The sequence below is a fragment of the Thioalkalivibrio sp. ALM2T genome (assembly GCF_000381505.1).
GTDB classification, from domain to species: Bacteria; Pseudomonadota; Gammaproteobacteria; order Ectothiorhodospirales; family Ectothiorhodospiraceae; genus Thioalkalivibrio; species Thioalkalivibrio versutus.
This window is the reverse complement of record NZ_KB906557.1, coordinates 197,704-216,548: the sequence shown is the minus strand read 5'-3', so window position 1 is coordinate 216,548 and position 18,845 is coordinate 197,704. Positions and strand designations below refer to the sequence as shown.

The window sequence follows — 18,845 nt, the reverse complement described above, 5'->3', positions numbered from 1 at the left end:
AATAATAAATTAGAAAAAGCTAATATATGGAGCCGGGACGAGTGCGAGACGGCCCATCCCCGGCGACCTCACCAAGCAAGGAAAGACCCCATGACACGAATCCGGATGCGCCACACCCTGTGGGCCCTGCTGCTGTTGCCGTTTGCGGCCCAGGCGGAGCTGCCGTTCGACACGGCCACCGCGGAACGCCAGATCATTGCCCAGGAACGCATCCTGGATGGCCGCGTCGAGGCGGTGCAGCGGTCCACGATCTCCGCCCAGACGTCCGGGCGCATCCGCGAGATCTACGTGGACGTGGATGACTTCGTCGAGGTCGACGAGCTCCTGGTTCGGGTCAGTGATACCGAGCAGCAGGCTCGTGTGAGCCAGGCGGAGGGCGATCTGGCCGACGCCCGCGCCCGCTTCAACGAGGCGCGTTCGGAGTTCAACCGGATTGAGGATGTGTTCGAGCGGGGGGTGGTCTCGCGCTCCGAGTTCGACCGCGCCGAGGCCGCGTTGGGGTCGGCGCGTGCCCGCCTGCGCTCGGCCGAAGGCCGGGTCGAGGAGGCCCGCGAGCAGCTCGGCTACACCGAGGTGTATGCGCCGTACTCCGGGATCGTCACCGAGCGTCATGTCGAGGTCGGTGAGTCGGTCAGCCCGGGCTCGCCGCTGTTGTCCGGGATCAGCCTGGACCAGTTGCGCGTTGCCGTGGATGTGCCGCAGCGCTTGATCCACAACGTGCGCGAGCGGCGCAGTGCCGAGGTCCTGCTGAACGGGGACCGCGTGGCGGCCGAGAGTCTGACGATCTTCCCCTATGCCGATCCGGCCAGCTCCACCTTCCGGATTCGCGTGAACCTGCCGGAGCAGCAGGACCTCGGCCTGTTCCCCGGCATGTTCGTGAAGACGGCCTTCGTGGTGGAGGACGTTGAGCGCCTGCTGGTGCCGGTGGAGGCTGTGGTCTATCGCAGCGAGGTCATCGCCGTGTACGTCGTCGATGAGGATGATCGGGTTGCCTTCCGCCAGGTGCGGGTCGGGCGCCAGCATGACGGCATGATCGAGATCCTCGGCGGCCTGGACGACGATGAACGCGTGGCGCTGGATCCGGTGCATGCGCAGATCTATCTGAAGGAACATCAGCAGGTGAACCGATGAGCGATGCCGGCACGGAGGGGGCGTCCGAGCGCATGGGGATCTCCGGGCGCATTGCCAAGGCCTTCCTGACTACCCAGATCACCCCGCTGCTGGCCCTGATCGGTCTGCTGCTGGGGTTGTTCGCGATCCTGGTCACGCCGCGCGAGGAAGAGCCGCAGATCAACGTGACCATGGCCGACGTGTTCATCCCGTTCCCGGGGGCGAGCGCGCAGGAGGTGGCCCAGCTGGTTGCCACGCCGGCCGAACAGGTGCTCTCGGAGATCGAGGGTATCGATGACATCTATTCGACCTCGCGCCCGAACATGGCGCAGATCACCATCCAGTTCGAGGTCGGCGAGGATCGCACCGCGGCCCTGGTGCGCCTGTACAACCAGGTCTTCTCCAACCAGGACTGGCTGCCCCAGGGTCTGGGGGTCGGCGAGCCGATCATCAAGCCGATGGGGATCGACGACGTGCCGATCGTCAACGTGACCCTGTGGACCGAGGACCCCGAGCGCGGCGGACATGACCTGCTGCGCGTGGCACATGGCATCGAGGCCGAGCTCAAGCGCGTACCGGGCACCCGCGACATCTACACCGTCGGTGGGCCTGATCACGTGGTGCATGTGCGTTTCAAGCCGGAGACCCTGGCCGCCCACAACCTGTCGGTGGATGACCTGCGCGACAGCCTTCAGGCCTCGAACTTCTCGCGCGATGCAGGCCGGCTGTACCAGGACGACCAGGAAATCCTGGTCCAGGCTGGCGACTTCATCACCGAGCCCGAGGCCTTCGCCAGCCTGGTGGTCGGGATGCACGAGGATCGCCCGATCTACCTGTCGGATGTTGCCGAGGTGGTGCAGGGTCCGGCCTATGCCACAGAGCATGTGCGCTTTGCCCATGGCGCCGCCGCGGGGGATCGCGCGCGCCTGGGTGATAGCCATCCGGCGGTCACGGTGGCGATCGCCAAGCAGCCGGGGACCAATGCCCCGGATATCGCCGATGCCCTGGTCGAGCGGCTGGAGCAGTTGCGCGGGACCTACATCCCGGACGGTATCGAGACGACCATTACCCGCAATTACGGCCAGACCGCGGACGACAAGGCCAACACGCTGATCCAGAAGCTGATTCTGGCCACCGCGTCGGTGGTTATCCTGGTGTGGATCGCGCTTGGCTGGCGCGAGGCGTTTATCGTTGGCGTGGCGGTGGTGATCACCCTGGCGATCACGCTGTTTGCCTCCTGGGCCTACGGCTTCACGCTCAACCGGGTGTCGCTGTTCGCGCTGATCTTCTCCATCGGGATACTGGTGGATGATGCCATCGTCGTGGTCGAGAACATCCACCGGCACATGGCCAAGGGCGGCAAGAAGTTCATCGAGGCGATTCCGCTGGCGGTGGACGAGGTGGGCGGCCCCACGATCCTCGCGACCTTTGCCGTGATTGCGGCGTTGTTGCCGATGGCCTTCGTGACCGGCCTGATGGGCCCGTACATGAGCCCGATCCCGATCAACGCCTCGATGGGGATGATCATCTCGCTGGCGGTGGCCTACGTGGTCACACCGTGGCTGACCTACAAGGTCCTGCGGCGCCAGGCCGAGAAGCACGAGCACGCGGCGCCCGCCAGCGGCGGCCACAGCGCTGAGAATGAGAGCGCCTCGGCCGGGCTGATGAAGATCTTCAACACCCTGCTGCTGCCCTTCCTTGGCACTGGCGGCCGCAAGAAGACCGCTCGCCTCGCGCTGTGGTTGGGCACCCTGGTGTTGATCCTGGCCTCGGTGTCGCTGGCGTACTTCCAGCTGGTGGTCATGAAGATGCTGCCGTTCGACGACAAGTCGGAGTTCCAGGTGGTGCTGGATATGCCGGAAGGTACCAGTCTGGAGCGCACCTCCCGCGTGCTGGCGGAGATGGGCGACTACCTGAAGACGGTCCCCGAGGTGCACAACGTGCAGACCTACGCGGGCACCGCGGCGCCGATCAACTTCAACGGTCTGGTGCGCCAGTACTACCTGCGCGAGGGCTCGCATGTCGGCGACATTCAGGTGAACCTGGTCGATTCCTACGAGCGCGATCGCAAGAGTCACGCGGTGGCTCTGGGCGTGCGTGAGGCGATCAACGCGATCGCCGATCGACATGGCGCGGCCGTCAAGGTGGTCGAGGTCCCGCCGGGGCCGCCGGTGATGTCGCCGATCGTCGCCGAGATCTACGGACCGGACTATGGCGGCCAGATCGAGATCGCCCGGCAGGTGCGCGAGCGTTTCGAGAACACCGATGGCCTTACCGATATCGATGACTCGGTCGAGTATCCGGGGCAGAAGAAGATCCTGCAGGTCGACCGCGAACGCGCCGCGCGCCTGGGTGTATCGCAGCAGGCGGTTGTGCAGGCGATCGAGACTGCCCTGTCGGGCGAGGACGTGACCTACCTGTACGGCTCTAACGTGAAGTACGCGGTGCCCGTGCGCCTGGAGTTCGATCAGGCCGAGAAGGGCAGCCTGGACCCGGTCCTGGGGCTCAAGGTGCGTTCGCGCGACGGCACGCTGGTGCCACTGTCCGAGGTCGTCAACGTGGTCGACTCGACCCTCGAGCACTCGATTCATCACAAGAACCTGCTGCCGGTGGTCTACGTGATGGGCGACCTGGCCGGCGGGCTGGATAGCCCGCTGTACGGCATGTTCGACATGTTCTTCGGCCTGCGCGGCCAGCCCATGGCCTATGATGAGCCGCTGGAACAGCTGTTCATCAGCCAGCCGGACAACCCCTATAACTTCTCGCTCAAGTGGGACGGCGAGTGGCAGGTGACCTACGAGACCTTCCGCGACATGGGGATCGCCTACTCGGTGGGGCTGCTCCTGATCTATCTGCTGGTGGTGGCGCAGTTCCGCTCGTACATGGTGCCGCTGATCATCATGGCGCCGATCCCGCTGACCGTGATCGGGGTGATGCCGGGGCATGCCTTCATGGATGCCTTCTTCATGGACGCCAAGTTCACCGCGACCTCGATGATCGGAATGATCGCGCTGGCCGGGATCATCGTGCGCAACTCCATCCTGCTGGTGGACTTCATCAACGAGGAGATCCGTCGCGGTGTCGACGTGATCGACGCGGTGGTGCACGCCGGCGCGGTGCGCGCCAAGCCGATCGTGCTGACCGGCCTGGCGGCGATGGTTGGGGCCGGGTTTATTCTCGACGACCCGATCTTCTCCGGCCTGGCGATCTCGCTGATCTTCGGCGTGTTTGTCTCTACGCTGCTGACGCTGGTGATCATCCCGGTGCTGTACTACCTGTACGTGCGCACCCGGGTCGACCTGATCCGCGCTCAGACGGCGTAAGCCATACCGGTCATCGCGAGGAGCGCAGCGACGTGGCGATCTCCGTGGGCGGCCCCGGCGTCAGCCCGGTCGGACGTCGGGGGTTTCGTTGGGAGATTATCGCTGCGCTCGCCCTTCGGGCCGGCCTGCGGCCGTTCAACGCGCTTCGCGCTTTTGTGCCACGGCCCCTTCGGGGCCTCGCAACGACGGGGGTAGCGGGTACCGTCATCGCGAGGAGCGTAGCGACGTGGCGATCTCCGTGGGCGACCCGGACGCCGGCGGGGACGAACGTCGGGGGTTTCGTCCGGAGGTTACTCGCTGCGCTCGCCCTTCGGGCCGGCCTGCGGCCGTTCAACGCGCTTCGCGCTTTTGTGCCATGGCCCCTTCGGGGCCTCGCAATGACGGGGGTAGTAGGTACCGTCATCGCGAGGAGCGTAGCGACGTGGCGATCTCCATGGCCGACCCCGGCGCCGGCCCGGTCGAACGTCGGGGGTCCGTCACGAGGTTGCCACGGCCCCTGCGGGGCCTCGCAATAACGTGGCCGGAGTCCGGCGTTTTCGCCATCGGTGCGCGACCGGCTACAATCGGCGCCATCTAACCGAATGGGAGTCGCTCGATGGATGTCGAGATGGGAGAGAACGGCCTGAATGTCCTCGGGATCAGCCGTGAGCAGTGCGCCACCCTGGTCGAGGTGCTGAAAGCCAGCGAGGACCAGCGCTTCATGGATGACCCCGAATTGCGCAAGCTGTTCAAGCTGCTGGCCGTACTGCAGAGCGATCTGTGGGACGACATGACCGCCGGGGAGTTCGACTTTACCCCCTACAAGAAACAGTAGCGTTCACTGGCGTCGCTCCAGGCGCCTGAACCGGAGCCGTCCATGCCCGACAATGAATCCCGCCGGCCGTCCAATTTCGTGATCGGCAATATCTTCCTTGGTGCTGCCGCCATCATGCTGTTTTTCTTCGTGACGCTCTGGGAGATCCTCGGGGTGTTCGCGCTGCTCATGTGGATGGGTCTGGCCGCCATCGGGGTCTACTTCATCGTGAAGGACAAGGACATCAATCCGGGCGGTCCGCCGAACTGACCCGTTGCATTCGTTACAGCCAACGGCCGTGAACCCGGCCCCGGCATCGCCGGGGCTGGCGCGTTTGCGGGGCGAGTTTCTCGAGTCCCTGGGGGAACGCGCGGCGGAGCTGGAGAAGCTTGCTCAGGCCCTGGACGGTACTGGGGAGGATCGCGATCGGCTCACCACACTGTACCGCGAGGCCCAATCCCTGGCGCAAGCGGCCCAGGTTTTCGATGTCGGGTTGATTCGTGGGGTCGCCGAATCCCTGTGCGCTGCCCTCGCCGGCGTTCGGCGTGCCCCGGCCGGGCCGGATCGCGACCTGATCCATGCCGGGGTCCGACGCCTCGCGACGAGTGTCGAGGCCTACCGACAACGCGCGCGGCCGGTCGCCCAGGCCCGCATACAGCCGTTGGGCGGGCGCCCGGCCGAAACGCGGGTGTGCCTGATCGACGATGGGGGCGAGGCCGGTGACGAGATCGCCCGCATGCTCGACGAGCAGGGCTTTCGCGTGACGCGGGGCGAGGTGGATGCCCCTGGGTCCGATGTGGCCCCAGACGATGCACCGTTTTCCGCAGTCGTACTGTGCGCCGATACCGTGGCCACGGATGGCGGCGGGCTGCCCGGTCTGGGGGCCGCGCTGGCTAGCGACCTACCGGTGCTGGCGGTTGCGCGCCGCTGGAGTTCCGGGGCGCGTCTCGAATGCGTGCGCCAAGGGGTGGCGCGCTGTCTCGATCACCCGCTCGCTACGGACACCCTGATTGAGCAGCTGATGCAGATCGGCGGCGTGATCGTCGACTCCGACTATCGCGTGCTGCTGGTTACCCATGATGCAGCAGACGGCGGCCTCGAGTCCTACCTGACTGGCGCAGGCCTGGGTGTGGCCATTGCATCCGATCCGGAGGGGGTCCGGCGCCACCTGCGTGAGGCGGGCGCGGACGTGGTCGTCCTGGACCTGCAGGGGCTGGCGGAACCGGTGGAGTCGTTTGTCGCGCTGCTGCGTACCCGGGATAACGGCGGCGCGATCCCACTGCTGCTGTTGACTGAAGATCCCAGCCGGGTCAATCACCTGATGACTCTGCACCCCGGGGTTGCCGGGGTGTTCCTGAAGCCGGTGGAGCCGGCCCGAGTCGCGGCAACCATCACGGCGCGGGCGCGCCAGCTGCGCCAGATCGACGGGGTCAGCCAGTCCTATCGCGATGCGTTGTACGAGCGCGAGCGCGAGCACGTGGCGGTCAACGAGCACTCCCTGGTGAGCATTGCCGATGTCGCTGGCAACATCATCTACGCCAACGAGCGGTTCGCGCGGGTGAGCGGCTACGCCGTGTCCGAGCTGATGGGGCGCAACCACCGGATCCTCAAGTCCGGGCAGCATCCGCCGGAGTTCTATGCCGACTTGTGGGCGACCATTGCCGCCGGCCGAATCTGGCGGGGCGAGGTGTGCAACCGCGCGCGCGATGGTTCGTTGTACTGGGTAGAGACGACCATCGTCCCGTATCTCGGGAGCAATGGCCGGCCTTATCAGTACGTGTCCATTCGCACCGAGATTACCCATGTGAAGCGGCAGGAGCATCGCCTGCGCTCCAGTCAGATCTTCGCCAACATGGGGACCTGGGAGTGGGCGCCGGAGCGCGAGGCGCTGGGCTGGTCGGAGCGCATCCCGCCGCTGCTGGGCTATCCCGAAGGTGGGCTGGAGCCGACCATCTCCAATTTCCTGAGCGCCGTGCATCCTGATGATAAGGCACGGGTGCGCACCGCCATCGCCAGCAGCCTGCGCCGCGGCTCCTACCTCGAGCTGGAGCATCGGGTGATCTGGCCGGACGGGTCCGAACACTGGCTGCTGGAGCGTGGCGACGTGGTTCGAAGCCGGGACGGCGAGGTCCTGTACATGCTGGGCGTGATGCAGGACATCACCAAGCGCAAGAATTCCGAACTGGCGCTGTCCCAGCTGTCCACCCGCCTGCTGGAGTCGCAACGTCTGGCGCGTATCGGCAACTGGGAGATGGACGCGCAGAGTGGTTGGATCACCTGGTCCCGGGTGATCCGCGAGATCTTCGAGATGGATGCCGGAGACGCGCCCCTTGAGCGCGATGACTATTTGAGCCTGGTGCACCCGGAGGATCGCAATCAGGTCGAGAACTTCCTGGGGGGCGTCGGCGCGAGCGGGCATCACGAGATCAACCACCGGGTGCAATTGCCGGGGGATCGCATCCGCTATGTCCACATGATCGCGAGCGGTCGCTTCGATGCCGACGGCCGATTGGCCCACGTCGGCGGCAGCCTGCAGGACATTACCGAGCTGCACCAGGCGCAGGAGCACCTGGCGTTGTTCCAGCGCATCTTCGAATCTTCCGAACAGGGGATCGTAGTGGTGGATCGCGAGGGCCGTTTCGTCTACGTCAATGTGTCCGCTCGGGAGATGCTGGGCTACCGCTTGGAGGATCTCCTGGGCCGGGATTTTCATGAGATGGGGGTCATCCCGGAGGAGAACAAGAAGGAGGCGCAGGAGATCGACCAGGTACTGGCCGAGGGCGGGGCCTGGACGGGCAAGCTGCCCCTGCGCTGCGCCAGCGGGGCCGTGTTCATTACGGCCAGCACCATTGGTGTAGTGCGCGATGCCCGTGGGGAGCCGCAGTACGGTTTCAATATCTTCAGCGATTTCACCGATGAGTTGCGTCGCCGCTCGGAGCTCCATCGCGCCCGCGAGGCGGCCGAGGCAGCCAACCGCGCCAAGTCGGATTTCCTCTCCAACATGAGCCACGAGCTGCGTACGCCCATGAACGCGGTGCTCGGCTTTGCCCAGCTGCTGGAGAGCGATCCGGCGCTGGAGGACCAGCAGCGTGGCTACCTGGACGAGATCACGCGCGCCGGCCGGCATCTGCTGGACCTGATCAACGAGATCCTGGACCTGGCCCGGATCGAGGCCGGCCGCATGCAGGTTGATCCGGAGCCGGTGGCGCCGGGTCCGGTGCTGGAGGACTGCCTGTCGTTGCTTGCGCCCGTGGCGCGCGAGTATCGGGTGGAGCTGGAGCCGGATCAGTTGCCCGAAGTCATGCTGGAGGCCGATCCGCGGCGCCTGAAGCAGGTGCTCCTGAACCTGCTCTCCAACGCGATCAAGTACAACCGGCCCGGCGGAAGCGTACGCGTGAGCTGCGAGCCGTCAGAGGCCGAGGTTCGGATCGCGATCCACGACAGCGGGCCGGGGCTGAACGCGGAGCAGTGCCGGCGGCTGTTCCAGCCGTTCGAGCGACTGGCGGCCGACCAACAGGGGATCGAGGGCAGCGGTGTCGGGCTCGCCATTACCCGCAATCTGGTGGACCTGATGGGGGGCGAGATCGGGGTCGACAGCGTGCAGGGAGAGGGCAGTACCTTCTGGTTTCGTCTGCCCCGGGCCCGTGACCGGATGCCGTCCGGCACCGGGGACGCTGCGGCACTGCCCGGCGGCTCCGGCGCGCCGGGCGACTGCCGCGTGCTCTGTATCGAGGACCACGATGCCAACCAGCGACTGATGCGCGAGACGCTGAAACAGCAGGGCGCCGCTGACTGCCGGATGGCGGAATCCGCCGCCGAGGGGCTCGACATGGCCCTGCGGGACCCGCCCGACCTGATCCTGCTCGACCTGCACCTGCCGGTCATGGATGGCTTTCAGGTGCTGCGCGCGCTGCGGGCCGAGCCGGAGCTGGCCACCATTCCGGTGATTGCGGTGACCGCCGATGCCACGGATGCCACGCGCCAGCGGGTCGAACAGGCCGGCTTCAACGACCTGCTCACCAAGCCGATCGGTCCGAGTGCGCTCCTGCGGGCGTTACAAGGCTGCCGCGCTAGCCGCCTGACCGGCTGACCCGGCGCAGGGGGTGCGCGGGGGGCTCCGTCCCTGGTCAGTATTTTCTTACAGAAAGAGAAAGCCGACGATCGCGACCGCGGCAATCACCGCGACGGCGTCTGCGGTCAACGCGGCGGCCAGGGTGTGCCGCACGCGCTTGATGCCGATGGCGCCGAAGTACACGGCGAGCACGTAGAAGGTGGTCTCGGTCGAGCCCTGCAGGGTCGAGACCAGGATGCCGACATGCGTGTCCGGCCCGGTGGCCGGATCCTGCATGATGCCGGCCATGATGCCGTAGGCGCCGGAGCCGGATAGCGGGCGCAGCAGCGCCATCGGCAGCGCCTCGGCCGGCAAGCCGAACGGCGTGGTCAACGGCCCGACCAGCCCGACAAACATCCCCAGTGCCCCGCTCTCGCGCAGCATGCCCACCGCGACCAGGATCGCGACCAGGTAGGGGATGATGCGCAGCGCGACATTGAAGCCCTCCTTCGCCCCCTCCACGAACACCTCGTAGACCGGTACGCCGCGAATGACGCCGTAGGACAGGAAGCCCACCACCAGCCCGGGGATGATCCATGGCGCGATCGCTTGGCCGTAGAGGATGGTCAGCGGGATGATTGCGAGCACGCTCAGCAGGACCAGTATTGAGACCCAGGCGGGGTAGCCCTCGGTGGGGACCTCGATGTTCATCGGCTGTTGATCGGTCTTGTCCGCTGTCTTGTCGGCGTTTTGGGTGGGCTCGGCCGTCGCCTCCCGGCCCGCCTCGGGCAGCGTATCGTCCAGTTCGCTCGCGGCGTCCGCGGACGTCTGGCTCGGATCAATGCTGCGAGTCGCCGGTGGTGGCAGGAAGTAGCGCTGCAGGATCAGCGCGCTGGCGATGCCGGCGATGGTCGCGAACAGGGTCGCGAACAGCGTGGTCGGCAGGATCGCGGCCGGGGCCTCGGAACCCAGCGAGGCGCGCAGGGCGATCACGCCAGTGGGCAGCAGCGTAATGCTGGAGGTGTTGATTGCCAGGAACAGGGCCATCGCGTTGGTTGCAGTGCCCGGGTGCGGGTTCAGCTTTTCCAACTCCTGCATGGCGCGGATGCCGAATGGCGTGGCGGCATTGCCCAGGCCCAGGATGTTCGCGGAGAAGTTCAGGATCATCGCGCCCATCGCCGGGTGTTCGGGCGGGACCGACGGGAACAGGCGCACCATCAGTGGGCGCAGCAGCCGGGCCAGCACGGTCAGCAACCCGCCGGCCTCGGCGACCTTCATCAGGCCCAGGAACAGCGCCATCACCCCGACCAGCCCCAGTGCCAGCTCCACGGCGGAGCCGGCAGCCTCGATGGCGCCCTCGGACAGAGCCTGCATCGGTTGTTCGTTGGGGTCGGTGGAGCGGATCTCGCGGATCGCGGCCGTGGCCACGGCGATCACGATCAGCGCGAGAAAGATCAGGTTCATGCGGTGCAGTGTGCCACGGTCAGCGGTTCTCCCCGCGTGATACACCGCGCAGCACGGCATCCATCGCGCGGGCCGGCAGCAGCCACTTGAGGAAGGCGAACAGCCGCGTGGGGAAGGTCACGTGATAGCGCACCCGCGGGCGGCGGGCCTCCAGCGCGTGCACGACACAGCGCGCGACGGCCTCGGGGCCCAGAGTGAACGGTGCATCGGCCTCGGCGTTCGCCATGCGGGCCTCGGCGGCGCGGTAAGTCTCCTGCCAGGGGCTCGACTCGCGCTGGACGTGGTAGCGAAAGGCCTTCAGCGCGTTGGCGCGGAACGCGCTGCGGATCGGTCCTGGCTCGATCAGGGCGACATGGATGCCGGTGCCGTGCAGTTCCTGACGCAGGGTGTCGCTCATGCCCTCGATCGCGAACTTGGAGGTGACGTAGGCCCCGCGCAGGCGCAGGGCGACCAGGCCCAGGACCGAGCTGTTCTGGATGATGCGGCCCTCGCCGGCGCGGCGCATGGCGGGCAGTACGGCGTTGGTCAGCTCCAGCCAGCCGAGCACGTTGGTTTCCAGCTGGGCGCGCAGTGTGGCGCGGTTCAGGTCCTCCACCGCGCCCGGTTGGCCGTAGGCGCCGTTGTTGAACAGGGCGTACAGGTGGCCGTCGGTGCGGTGCAGGATCTCGGTGACCGCGCTGTGGATGCTGGCGGAGTCGTTCAGATCCAGTTGCAGGGCCTCGAAGCCGTCCTTCTTCAGGCGGGCGACATCCTCGCCGCGGCGGGCGGTGGCGAACACGCGGTAGCCGCGCTCACGCAGCACGCGCGCCGTGCAGGCCCCGATGCCGCTGGAGCAGCCGGTGATCAGGACGGCGCGGGAAGAGGTCTCGCTCACCGCGGCGCGCTCAGTAGGTCAGGGTGGCGACGCCGTCCTCGACGACCTCGCCGATGAAGGCGCCGCCGCCGCGCATCCCGTCCAGTTCCGGCACTGCGTTGTCCAGCGTCAGGCCGTTCTCGCTCATCGCTCCGGCGCAGGCGTAGAAGGCACAGCCGGCCTCGTGGGCGTCCTGCATGAAGCTGTAGACGGACTTTTCCCTGGCCTCGCCGGGGTAGATGGTCTCCGCTACGCCCTGACGCAGCAGGCGTGTGGTGCCGGCGGCGAAGTAGATCTCCACCTCGAGATCCATCGCGGCGGCGACGGTGGCCTGGAAGAAGGGCGCCCCCAGCGTGCCAGGGCGGTCCAGGTCCAGGTTCAGCAGCATGATCACGATCTTTTCGGCCATGACAGGTCCTTGCGCGGTCGTATCGTCGAGTTGGGGGTGAATGATCCGCGCTGCGGCCGTTGGGCGCAAACCCCAGTGCGGATTGGCCGGTAGACAGCAAGAGACGCCCCCCGCTGTCGTCTTTCCGGACGCCGCGTAGCGGTGATCCGGGATCGCTCCGGTCGGGATTGCCGCGGCGCTGGAGATCCCGGTTCTGCGCAGACCTTCGGCCGGGATGCCATTGATGGCGTGCAAGGCGAGCCGGCTGCTTGCGTGTGCCTGGGAAATACCGTTCGGGATCAGCAAAACGGTTTGCCGGAAGCGAAGGCCTTTCATTCCCCGAAAACGGCCGCATAATACGCCTCAACCCGTGTTTTCGCGGACGCATTCCGAGGATTCCAGTCATGCCCATTTACGAATACCAGTGCAAGGATTGCGGCGAGGTCTCCGAGATCCTGCAGAAGATTTCCGATCCGCCGGCCACCATTTGCCCGGAGTGTGGTGCCGAGGCCCTGACCAAGCAGGTGTCAGCGGCCGGCTTCCGTCTGGCCGGCGGCGGCTGGTACGAGACCGACTTCAAGAAGGACGGCAAGCGCAACCTGAAAGAGGGCAGCAGCTCGGCCACCAGCTCCAGCGGCAGTAGCTCAACGAAGTCGGACGCCTCCGGAAAGTCCGCATCTTCCGGTAGCGCCAAGACCGGTACCGCCGCGACCGGCACCTGATCAATGCTGGTCTCCCTGCGCCGCTATCTGATTGCAGGGCTGCTGGTCTGGCTGCCGCTGATCGTCACCGGCTTCATTATCAAGCTGCTGGTCGACCTGCTGGATTTCACCATCCTCCTTCTGCCGCCGCCCTGGCGGCCGGAGGCCATTCTTGGTTTCTCCATCCCGGGTGCCGGCATCGTGCTGGCGGTCGTGGTCGTGTTCGTGACCGGCGTGGTGGTGGCCAATATCGTTGGGCGCAAGCTGGTGTCGGTGGGCGAATCGATCGTCCGCCGAATCCCGCTGGTCAGTTCGATCTACGGCGCAGTCAAACAGGTCACCGAGACCGTGCTGTCCGATGGCGGGCAGGCGTTTCGCAAGGTGATGTTGATCGAGTATCCGCGCCGCGGGCTGTGGTCGGTGGGGTTCATGACCGGTGTCGCCGTTGGCGAGGTGCAGGACCGCACCGAGCGTGACGTCATCACCGTTTTCGTCCCGACCACGCCCAACCCTACCTCCGGCTTCGTGATCATGGTCCCGCGCGAGGAAGCCATTGAACTGGACATGACGGTGGAGGATGGTCTCAAGTTCGTGATGTCCATGGGGGTCGTGACACCGATGAGAAGCCTTGAAGAAGCGCCGGCGCCGGTTGCGCAGGGGCAGGGCAAATCGTAAGATTTCCGGCCTTTTCACGGGTGCGAACGCCATGTTCGTCCCGTTTTCCCGACTCACCGTGCAGGCCCCTGGCGGGCGTGCCCTTCGGCTGGAACAGCGCAATGCGAACTCATCTGTGTGGACGTGTCACCGAGAACGAACTCGACTCGGAGGTGACCCTTTGCGGCTGGGTGAACCGCCGGCGTGACCACGGTGGCGTGATCTTCGTCGACCTGCGTGACCACGCGGGCCTGGTCCAGGTCGTGTTCGACCCGGATCGCGAAGAGGTCTTCGCGCGCGCCGAACAGCTGCGCACCGAGTACGTGATCCGCATGACCGGACGCGTGCGCCGGCGTCCCGAGGGCACCGAGAATCCCGACCTGCCCACCGGCGCCGTGGAGATCCTGGGCCTGGAGCTAGAGGTCCTGAACGCGGCCAAGACCCCGCCGTTCCCGCTGGACGATGAAGACGTCGGCGAGGACACCCGTCTGCGCTATCGCTACATGGATCTGCGTCGCCCGCTGATGCAGCAGCGCCTGCGCCTGCGTGCGCAGGTCTCCGCGGCGATGCGCCGCTTCCTCGAGGAGCGCGACTTCCTCGACCTCGAGACCCCGATGCTGACCAAGGCGACGCCGGAAGGTGCGCGCGACTACCTGGTGCCCAGCCGCACGCATCCGGGCAGTTTCTTTGCCTTGCCGCAGTCGCCGCAGCTGTTCAAGCAGTTGCTGATGATGTCCGGCATGGATCGCTACTACCAGATCACCCGTTGCTTCCGCGACGAGGACCTGCGCGCCGATCGCCAGCCGGAGTTCACCCAGCTGGATATGGAGATGGCGTTCGTCGACGAGGCGGACGTGATGGAGGTGACCGAGGGCCTGATCCGTCACCTGTTCCGCGAGGTGCAGGGGGTGGAACTGCCCGACCCGTTCCCGCGCATGGCCTATGCCGAGGCCATGGCCCGCTTCGGGTCCGACAAGCCGGACCTGCGCATCCCGCTGGAATTCACCGAGCTGACCGAGGTCATGCAGGCGGTGGAGTTCAAGGTCTTCAACGGCCCGGCCAATGACCCCGAGGGCCGCGTGGCCGCACTGCGTGTGCCGGGTGGCGCCAAGCTCACGCGCAAGGAGATCGACGTCTACACCGAGTATGTCGGCCGCTACGGCGCGAAGGGCCTGGCCTACATCAAGGTCAACGACCCGGCTGATATCGAGGGCGGGTTGCAGTCGCCCATCCTCAAGTTCCTGCCGGAGGACGTGACGCGGCAGATCCTGGAGAAGACCGCGGCTGCTGCCGGCGACCTGATCTTCTTTGGCGCGGACAAGGCCTCGGTGGTCAACGAGGCAATCGGCGCCCTGCGCGTGAAGATCGGGCACGACCTGGAACTGGTTGAGCCAGGCTGGCAGCCGCTGTGGGTGGTCGACTTCCCGATGTTCGAATACGACGACCAGGACAAGCGCCTGTATGCCCTGCATCACCCGTTCACCGCCCCGGCGGTGGACAATCCGGAGGCGCTGCGCGCCAACCCCCGCGAGGCGCTGTCCCGCGCCTACGACATGGTGCTCAACGGCACCGAGGTCGGCGGCGGCTCGATCCGTATCCACAACCCCGAGATGCAGCAGGCCGCGTTCGAGGCCCTGGGTATCGGTGAGGAAGAGGCGCGCGAGAAGTTCGGCTTCCTTCTGGATGCCCTGAACTTCGGTGCCCCGCCGCACGGCGGCCTGGCCTTTGGTCTCGACCGCCTGGTGATGCTGATGAGCGGCGCCCACTCGATCCGCGACGTGATGGCCTTCCCCAAGACCCAGACCGCCGCCTGCCTGCTGACCGACGCCCCGGCCCCGGTGGGCGAGAAGCAGCTGCGCGAGCTCGGTATCCGTCTGCGTCCCAGCGCCACGCAACAGGCCGAGTAACCGCGTGTCCGGCCGAACGCCATGACCGGCATGCGCAGCAGTGTGGTCATGGTCCATGGCTGGCACATGCCGGGCCTGGAGATGGCCCTGCTGGGCCGCCGTTTGCGCGCGGCCGGCTACGAGGTTCACGGGTTCCGCTATGCCTCGCGCCGGCAAACGCCGGAGCAGGCCGCGCGTGCCCTGGCTGCGTTTCTCGAGGATGTTCCTGGCGACCTTGTGCACCTGGTTGCCCATAGCCTGGGCGGCGTGATCGTGCGCCACCTGTTCGAGGTCGCGCCCGTGCAGCGCCCTGGGCGTATCGTGATGCTGGGTTCGCCGCTGCAGGGCAGTCGTGTGGCCGCGTGCCTCGCGCAGAACCGAATTGGCCGCTGGTGGCTGGGCGCCGCCCTGGACCGTGGCCTGCTCGGCGGCAGTCCCGTCCTGCGCGGTCGCGACGTCGGCATGATCGCCGGCAGCAAGCCGTTCGGGCCGGGGCCCTGGGTCGCGCCGCTACCGGATCCGCACGATGGCACGGTCGCGGTGGACGAGACTCGCGGTCCGGAGGTCTCGCGCCACCTCACCATGCCGGTCTCCCACTTCGGCATGCTGGTCAACCGTCTCCTGGTCCAGGAGACCCTCCATTTCCTGGAAACGGGCGAGTTCCTGCCATAACCCCAGCCGGCCCGACCCCACCGCCGCCCCCGTCATTGCGAGGAGCGCAGCGACGCGGCAATCTCCGTCCGGAACCACCGGATCGTGACTCCAGCGCTCTGCCAGCGTGAGGAGATTGCCACGGCCCCTTCGGGGCCTCGCAATGACGGGGCTTGTGCGGTTGGTGACGCGCTGCGCGTCCTTCTTCGGGCCGGCCTGCGGCCGTTCAACGCAGCTCCGCTGCTTTTGTGTTTCGTCGCTGCGCTCCTCGCAATGACGGGAGAGGGAAGAGGCGGTGTGGGTGAGTACTGCGCAGGCATCCGTGATTACCGCCGCGCCAGCGATTAGACTGTGCGGGTCCTGCGGCTCGGAGGAATCCCGGGGCCGCTGCAACCGAACCCAATCCAAGGAGTCGTGACCGAATGGCAGGCCACAGCAAGTGGGCGAACATCCAGCATCGCAAGAATGCTCAGGACGCCAAGCGCGGCAAACTCTTCACCAAGCTGATCCGCGAGATCACCGTGGCCGCACGCCACGGCGGGTCCGATCCGGAGACCAACCCTCGCCTGCGCCTGGCGATCGACAAGGCGCTGGGCGCGAACATGACCCGCGACACCATCGAACGCGCGGCCAAGCGCGGGGCGGGCGAGAGCGACGGCGACAACGTCGAGGAGATCCGCTACGAGGGCTACGGCCCGGGCGGCGCGGCGATCCTGGTCGACTGCATGACCGACAACCGCAACCGCACCGTCGCCGAGGTGCGCCACGCCTTCTCCAAGATGGGCGGGAATCTGGGGACCGACGGCTCGGTGGCCTACCTGTTCCAGAACAAGGGCGTGATCCGTTTCGCCCCCGGGCTGGACGAAGAGGTGGTGATGGAGGCCGCGCTGGAAGGCGGGGCCGAAGACGTCCAGGTCGAGGATGACGGTTCCATCGAGGTCATCACCGAACCCGATACCTATCAGGACGTCCGCGCGGCGCTGGCGGAACGCGAACTCCAACCGGAAGATGCCGAGGTCACCTGGCGCCCGGAGACGCTCGCGCCCCTGGATGCGGAGACCGCCGAGTCGATCCTCAAGCTGCTCGACATGCTCGACGACCTGGATGACGTGCAGAACGTCTTTACCAATGCCGACTTTCCCGATGAGGTCAGCGGTGACTGATCCGGCCGCCGCGTGACGGGCGTGCGCATCCTCGGGATCGACCCCGGTTCCCGGATCACCGGCTTCGCGGTCGTCGAGTATGATCGCAGCCGCGGCCGCTCCTGCGGGCACGGTGTGATCCGGCCCAAGGCCAAGGGGTTCCCCGAGCGCCTGGGCGAGATCTTCGCCGGCGTGGTCGAGGTGATCGACGAACTGAAGCCCGACGTGCTGGCCATCGAATCGGTGTTCGTCGCGCGCAATGCCCAGTCCGCGATCAAGCTGGGGCATGCCCGGGGCGCGGCCATCTGCGCCGCCACCCAGGCTGGCCTTGCGGTACACGAATACGCCCCGCGTGCGATCAAGCTGGCCGTGGTCGGTATCGGCGGGGCGGACAAGGAACAGGTCCAGCACATGATGCAGCAACTGTTACGCCTGGCCGAACCGGCCAGCAGCGACGCCGCCGACGCCCTGGCCGTCGCGCTTTGCCACGCCCACACCCAGCAGCACGAGGCGCGCCTGGCGGCCGCCACCTCCGGCTCGATCGGCGGCCGCCCATGATCGCGCGGCTGGAAGGTCGGCTGATCAGCCGGGAGGTCAATGGCGTCGTGATCGACGCCGGCGGGGTTGGCTACGAGGTTGACGTCCCTTTGTCCACGCTGGCGGCCCTGCCGGAGCCGGGCGAGACCGTCGTGCTGGCCACCCATCTGGTCGTGCGCGAGGATGCCCATCAGCTGTTCGGTTTCCTGAACAAGCGCGATCGTGACCTGTTCCGGCGTCTGATCCGTGTGAACGGCATCGGCGCGAAGCTGGCTCTGGCCATGCTTTCTACCTACGCCGGCGACGAGCTGGCGGGCCTGATCAGCGGTGGCGATGTCACCGGCCTGGCCAAGGTGCCGGGTATCGGCAAGCGTACCGCCGAGCGCATCGTGCTGGAACTGGGCGAACGCCTTGCCGAGATGGGCTTTGTCGGCGCGCCCGCCGGGGGAGCGGGCGGCAGCGAACCGACGCCCGCCGCCGCGATGGAAGCCGAGGCCCTGGCCGCGCTGGAGTCGTTGGGCTATCAACGCGCTAGCGCCGAGAAGATGGTCGCCACTGTACGCGATCAGGCGGATTCGGTGGAGACCCTGGTACGCCTGGCCCTCCGCGCCACCGTCAAGCGCTAACGCGCACCAAGCCGCGCGGCTCCCTGGCTGCCGTTTGAGGTGTCTTCCGCCCTCTCGCCCAGTAGAGGCTGGTCCCGGTTCGTCGTTGGGTGTTTACGGTGGCTTCGGTCCGCATACTGCCCGGCGCTGACTCGCCAGCGCGCCGCGCCCGTTGTTGATCAAAAACGGGCTTCTTTGCTCGTGCAAAGAAGTACCCAAGAAACACGCCCGACGGCCGCGACCCTGGCCCGCTGCGCGGGCCGGGGTTTCCCTCGCTCCGAGGTTTTTCGCGGGCGGCGCTGAACTCGCTGCGCCTTCGGCTCCGCTCAAACATCCAGCGCCTCTGATCCCGCGGAAAGCCTCTCCACTCGGCGCGACGACAACGGGGAGGTAGGTCAAGACAACGGCGGTCCGAAGGCCTGTGCCATTGGATGGAGGCAGGCTGTTCCGGCATCTGGGCACGCTCGGCCTTCGACCATGGCGTGCCGCGCCCGCGGAGCGGGTGCCGGGGGGGGCGTAGGATGTGATGAGCGCAGCGAATCGCATCAGGGGTTCGCACGACGTGGGGAACGGTGCGTTTCGCTGCGCTCAACCGCACCCTACAAGATGCCGCCTGTTTTGATCTTCCTCTCCCGTATGGAGCCCCTTGCGGAAGGGTTCTCGGGCCGGCCAGTTAAGAATAGACAC

The 18,845-nt window shown here is 66.8% G+C and carries 15 protein-coding genes; 12 read left to right on the top strand and 3 right to left on the bottom strand.

Translation table 11 applies throughout. The annotated features are described in order from the left end of the window. Positions 1-105: 105 nt before the first annotated feature. The 5 genes from F816_RS0103675 to F816_RS0103655 all read left to right on the top strand — a co-directional run bounded on the left by F816_RS0103675 (position 106) and on the right by F816_RS0103655 (position 9,316). Positions 106-1,131 (top strand): efflux RND transporter periplasmic adaptor subunit, encoded by a 1,026-nt coding sequence (locus F816_RS0103675; RefSeq protein ID WP_019593596.1) that lies wholly within the window; start codon positions 106-108, stop codon positions 1,129-1,131. Continuing rightward, positions 1,128-4,433 carry an efflux RND transporter permease subunit gene (locus F816_RS0103670; RefSeq protein ID WP_019593595.1) on the top strand — a complete coding sequence of 1,102 codons (3,306 nt, stop codon included), beginning with the start codon at positions 1,128-1,130 and terminating at the stop codon, positions 4,431-4,433. The genes F816_RS0103675 and F816_RS0103670 overlap by 4 nt, the downstream gene beginning before the upstream one ends. A 595-nt stretch (positions 4,434-5,028) precedes the next feature. Next, the gene (locus F816_RS0103665; RefSeq protein WP_018938746.1) at positions 5,029-5,247 is read left to right on the top strand and encodes a hypothetical protein; all 219 of its coding nucleotides are present in this window, start codon (positions 5,029-5,031) and stop codon (positions 5,245-5,247) included. A gap of 42 nt (positions 5,248-5,289) precedes the next feature. After that, positions 5,290-5,496: a hypothetical protein gene (locus tag F816_RS0103660; RefSeq protein WP_019593594.1), complete on the top strand. Its 207-nt coding sequence runs from the start codon at positions 5,290-5,292 to the stop codon at positions 5,494-5,496. A gap of 28 nt (positions 5,497-5,524) precedes the next feature. Then, complete coding sequence (locus tag F816_RS0103655; protein ID WP_019593593.1) at positions 5,525-9,316, top strand: PAS domain-containing protein; 3,792 nt, start codon at positions 5,525-5,527, stop codon at positions 9,314-9,316. A gap of 48 nt (positions 9,317-9,364) precedes the next feature. Here F816_RS0103655 and F816_RS0103650 read toward each other — a convergent pair whose 3' ends face one another. Genes F816_RS0103650 through F816_RS0103640 form a run of 3 tightly spaced genes read right to left on the bottom strand, consistent with a single transcriptional unit; the run spans position 9,365 to position 12,003 of the window. Next, complete coding sequence (locus tag F816_RS0103650; protein ID WP_019593592.1) at positions 9,365-10,741, bottom strand: nucleoside recognition domain-containing protein; 1,377 nt, start codon at positions 10,739-10,741, stop codon at positions 9,365-9,367. Between the two features lie 19 nt (positions 10,742-10,760). Further along, the gene (locus F816_RS0103645) at positions 10,761-11,615 is read right to left on the bottom strand and encodes an SDR family oxidoreductase (RefSeq protein WP_019593591.1); all 855 of its coding nucleotides are present in this window, start codon (positions 11,613-11,615) and stop codon (positions 10,761-10,763) included. Positions 11,616-11,625: 10 nt separating this feature from the next. Beyond that, the gene (locus F816_RS0103640; RefSeq protein ID WP_018143893.1) at positions 11,626-12,003 is read right to left on the bottom strand and encodes a DsrE family protein; all 378 of its coding nucleotides are present in this window, start codon (positions 12,001-12,003) and stop codon (positions 11,626-11,628) included. A gap of 383 nt (positions 12,004-12,386) precedes the next feature. On the opposite strand from F816_RS0103640, the gene F816_RS0103635 reads away from it, so the two are divergent. The 7 genes from F816_RS0103635 (at position 12,387) to ruvA (ending at position 18,179) form a co-directional block, all read left to right on the top strand. Beyond that, positions 12,387-12,704: an FmdB family zinc ribbon protein gene (locus F816_RS0103635; protein WP_018143892.1), complete on the top strand. Its 318-nt coding sequence runs from the start codon at positions 12,387-12,389 to the stop codon at positions 12,702-12,704. 3 nt (positions 12,705-12,707) lie between these two features. Continuing rightward, on the top strand, positions 12,708-13,358 hold the full coding sequence (locus F816_RS0103630) for a DUF502 domain-containing protein (protein ID WP_019593590.1): 651 nt from the start codon (positions 12,708-12,710) through the stop codon (positions 13,356-13,358). A gap of 101 nt (positions 13,359-13,459) precedes the next feature. Then, positions 13,460-15,244 carry an aspartate--tRNA ligase gene (gene aspS / locus F816_RS0103625; protein WP_019593589.1) on the top strand — a complete coding sequence of 595 codons (1,785 nt, stop codon included), beginning with the start codon at positions 13,460-13,462 and terminating at the stop codon, positions 15,242-15,244. 21 nt (positions 15,245-15,265) lie between these two features. Further along, positions 15,266-15,895 (top strand): triacylglycerol lipase, encoded by a 630-nt coding sequence (locus F816_RS0103620; RefSeq protein WP_019593588.1) that lies wholly within the window; start codon positions 15,266-15,268, stop codon positions 15,893-15,895. 401 nt (positions 15,896-16,296) lie between these two features. Beyond that, on the top strand, positions 16,297-17,037 hold the full coding sequence (locus F816_RS0103615; protein ID WP_019593587.1) for a YebC/PmpR family DNA-binding transcriptional regulator: 741 nt from the start codon (positions 16,297-16,299) through the stop codon (positions 17,035-17,037). Between the two features lie 21 nt (positions 17,038-17,058). Next, positions 17,059-17,574, top strand: coding sequence for a crossover junction endodeoxyribonuclease RuvC (ruvC, locus tag F816_RS0103610; RefSeq protein ID WP_026181986.1), 516 nt, complete (start codon positions 17,059-17,061; stop codon positions 17,572-17,574). Further along, a complete protein-coding gene (gene ruvA / locus F816_RS0103605; protein WP_019568005.1) occupies positions 17,571-18,179 on the top strand; it encodes a Holliday junction branch migration protein RuvA in 609 nt (202 codons plus the stop codon). Before ruvC ends, ruvA begins: the two co-directional genes overlap by 4 nt. Positions 18,180-18,845 lie beyond the last annotated feature (666 nt).

Excerpts from the sequence above, each read along its gene's own strand:
- F816_RS0103675 (WP_019593596.1), top strand. The coding sequence starts at position 106 with ATGCGCCACACCCTGTGGGCCCTGCTGCTGTTGCCGTTTGCGGCCCAG.
- F816_RS0103670 (WP_019593595.1), top strand. The coding sequence starts at position 1,128 with ATGAGCGATGCCGGCACGGAGGGGGCGTCCGAGCGCATGGGGATCTCC.
- F816_RS0103665 (WP_018938746.1), top strand. The coding sequence starts at position 5,029 with ATGGATGTCGAGATGGGAGAGAACGGCCTGAATGTCCTCGGGATCAGC.
- F816_RS0103660 (WP_019593594.1), top strand. The coding sequence starts at position 5,290 with ATGCCCGACAATGAATCCCGCCGGCCGTCCAATTTCGTGATCGGCAAT.
- F816_RS0103650 (WP_019593592.1), bottom strand. The coding sequence starts at position 10,741 with ATGAACCTGATCTTTCTCGCGCTGATCGTGATCGCCGTGGCCACGGCC.
- F816_RS0103640 (WP_018143893.1), bottom strand. The coding sequence starts at position 12,003 with ATGGCCGAAAAGATCGTGATCATGCTGCTGAACCTGGACCTGGACCGC.
- F816_RS0103635 (WP_018143892.1), top strand. The coding sequence starts at position 12,387 with ATGCCCATTTACGAATACCAGTGCAAGGATTGCGGCGAGGTCTCCGAG.
- F816_RS0103630 (WP_019593590.1), top strand. The coding sequence starts at position 12,708 with ATGCTGGTCTCCCTGCGCCGCTATCTGATTGCAGGGCTGCTGGTCTGG.
- aspS (WP_019593589.1), top strand. The coding sequence starts at position 13,460 with ATGCGAACTCATCTGTGTGGACGTGTCACCGAGAACGAACTCGACTCG.
- F816_RS0103620 (WP_019593588.1), top strand. The coding sequence starts at position 15,266 with ATGACCGGCATGCGCAGCAGTGTGGTCATGGTCCATGGCTGGCACATG.
- F816_RS0103615 (WP_019593587.1), top strand. The coding sequence starts at position 16,297 with ATGGCAGGCCACAGCAAGTGGGCGAACATCCAGCATCGCAAGAATGCT.
- ruvA (WP_019568005.1), top strand. The coding sequence starts at position 17,571 with ATGATCGCGCGGCTGGAAGGTCGGCTGATCAGCCGGGAGGTCAATGGC.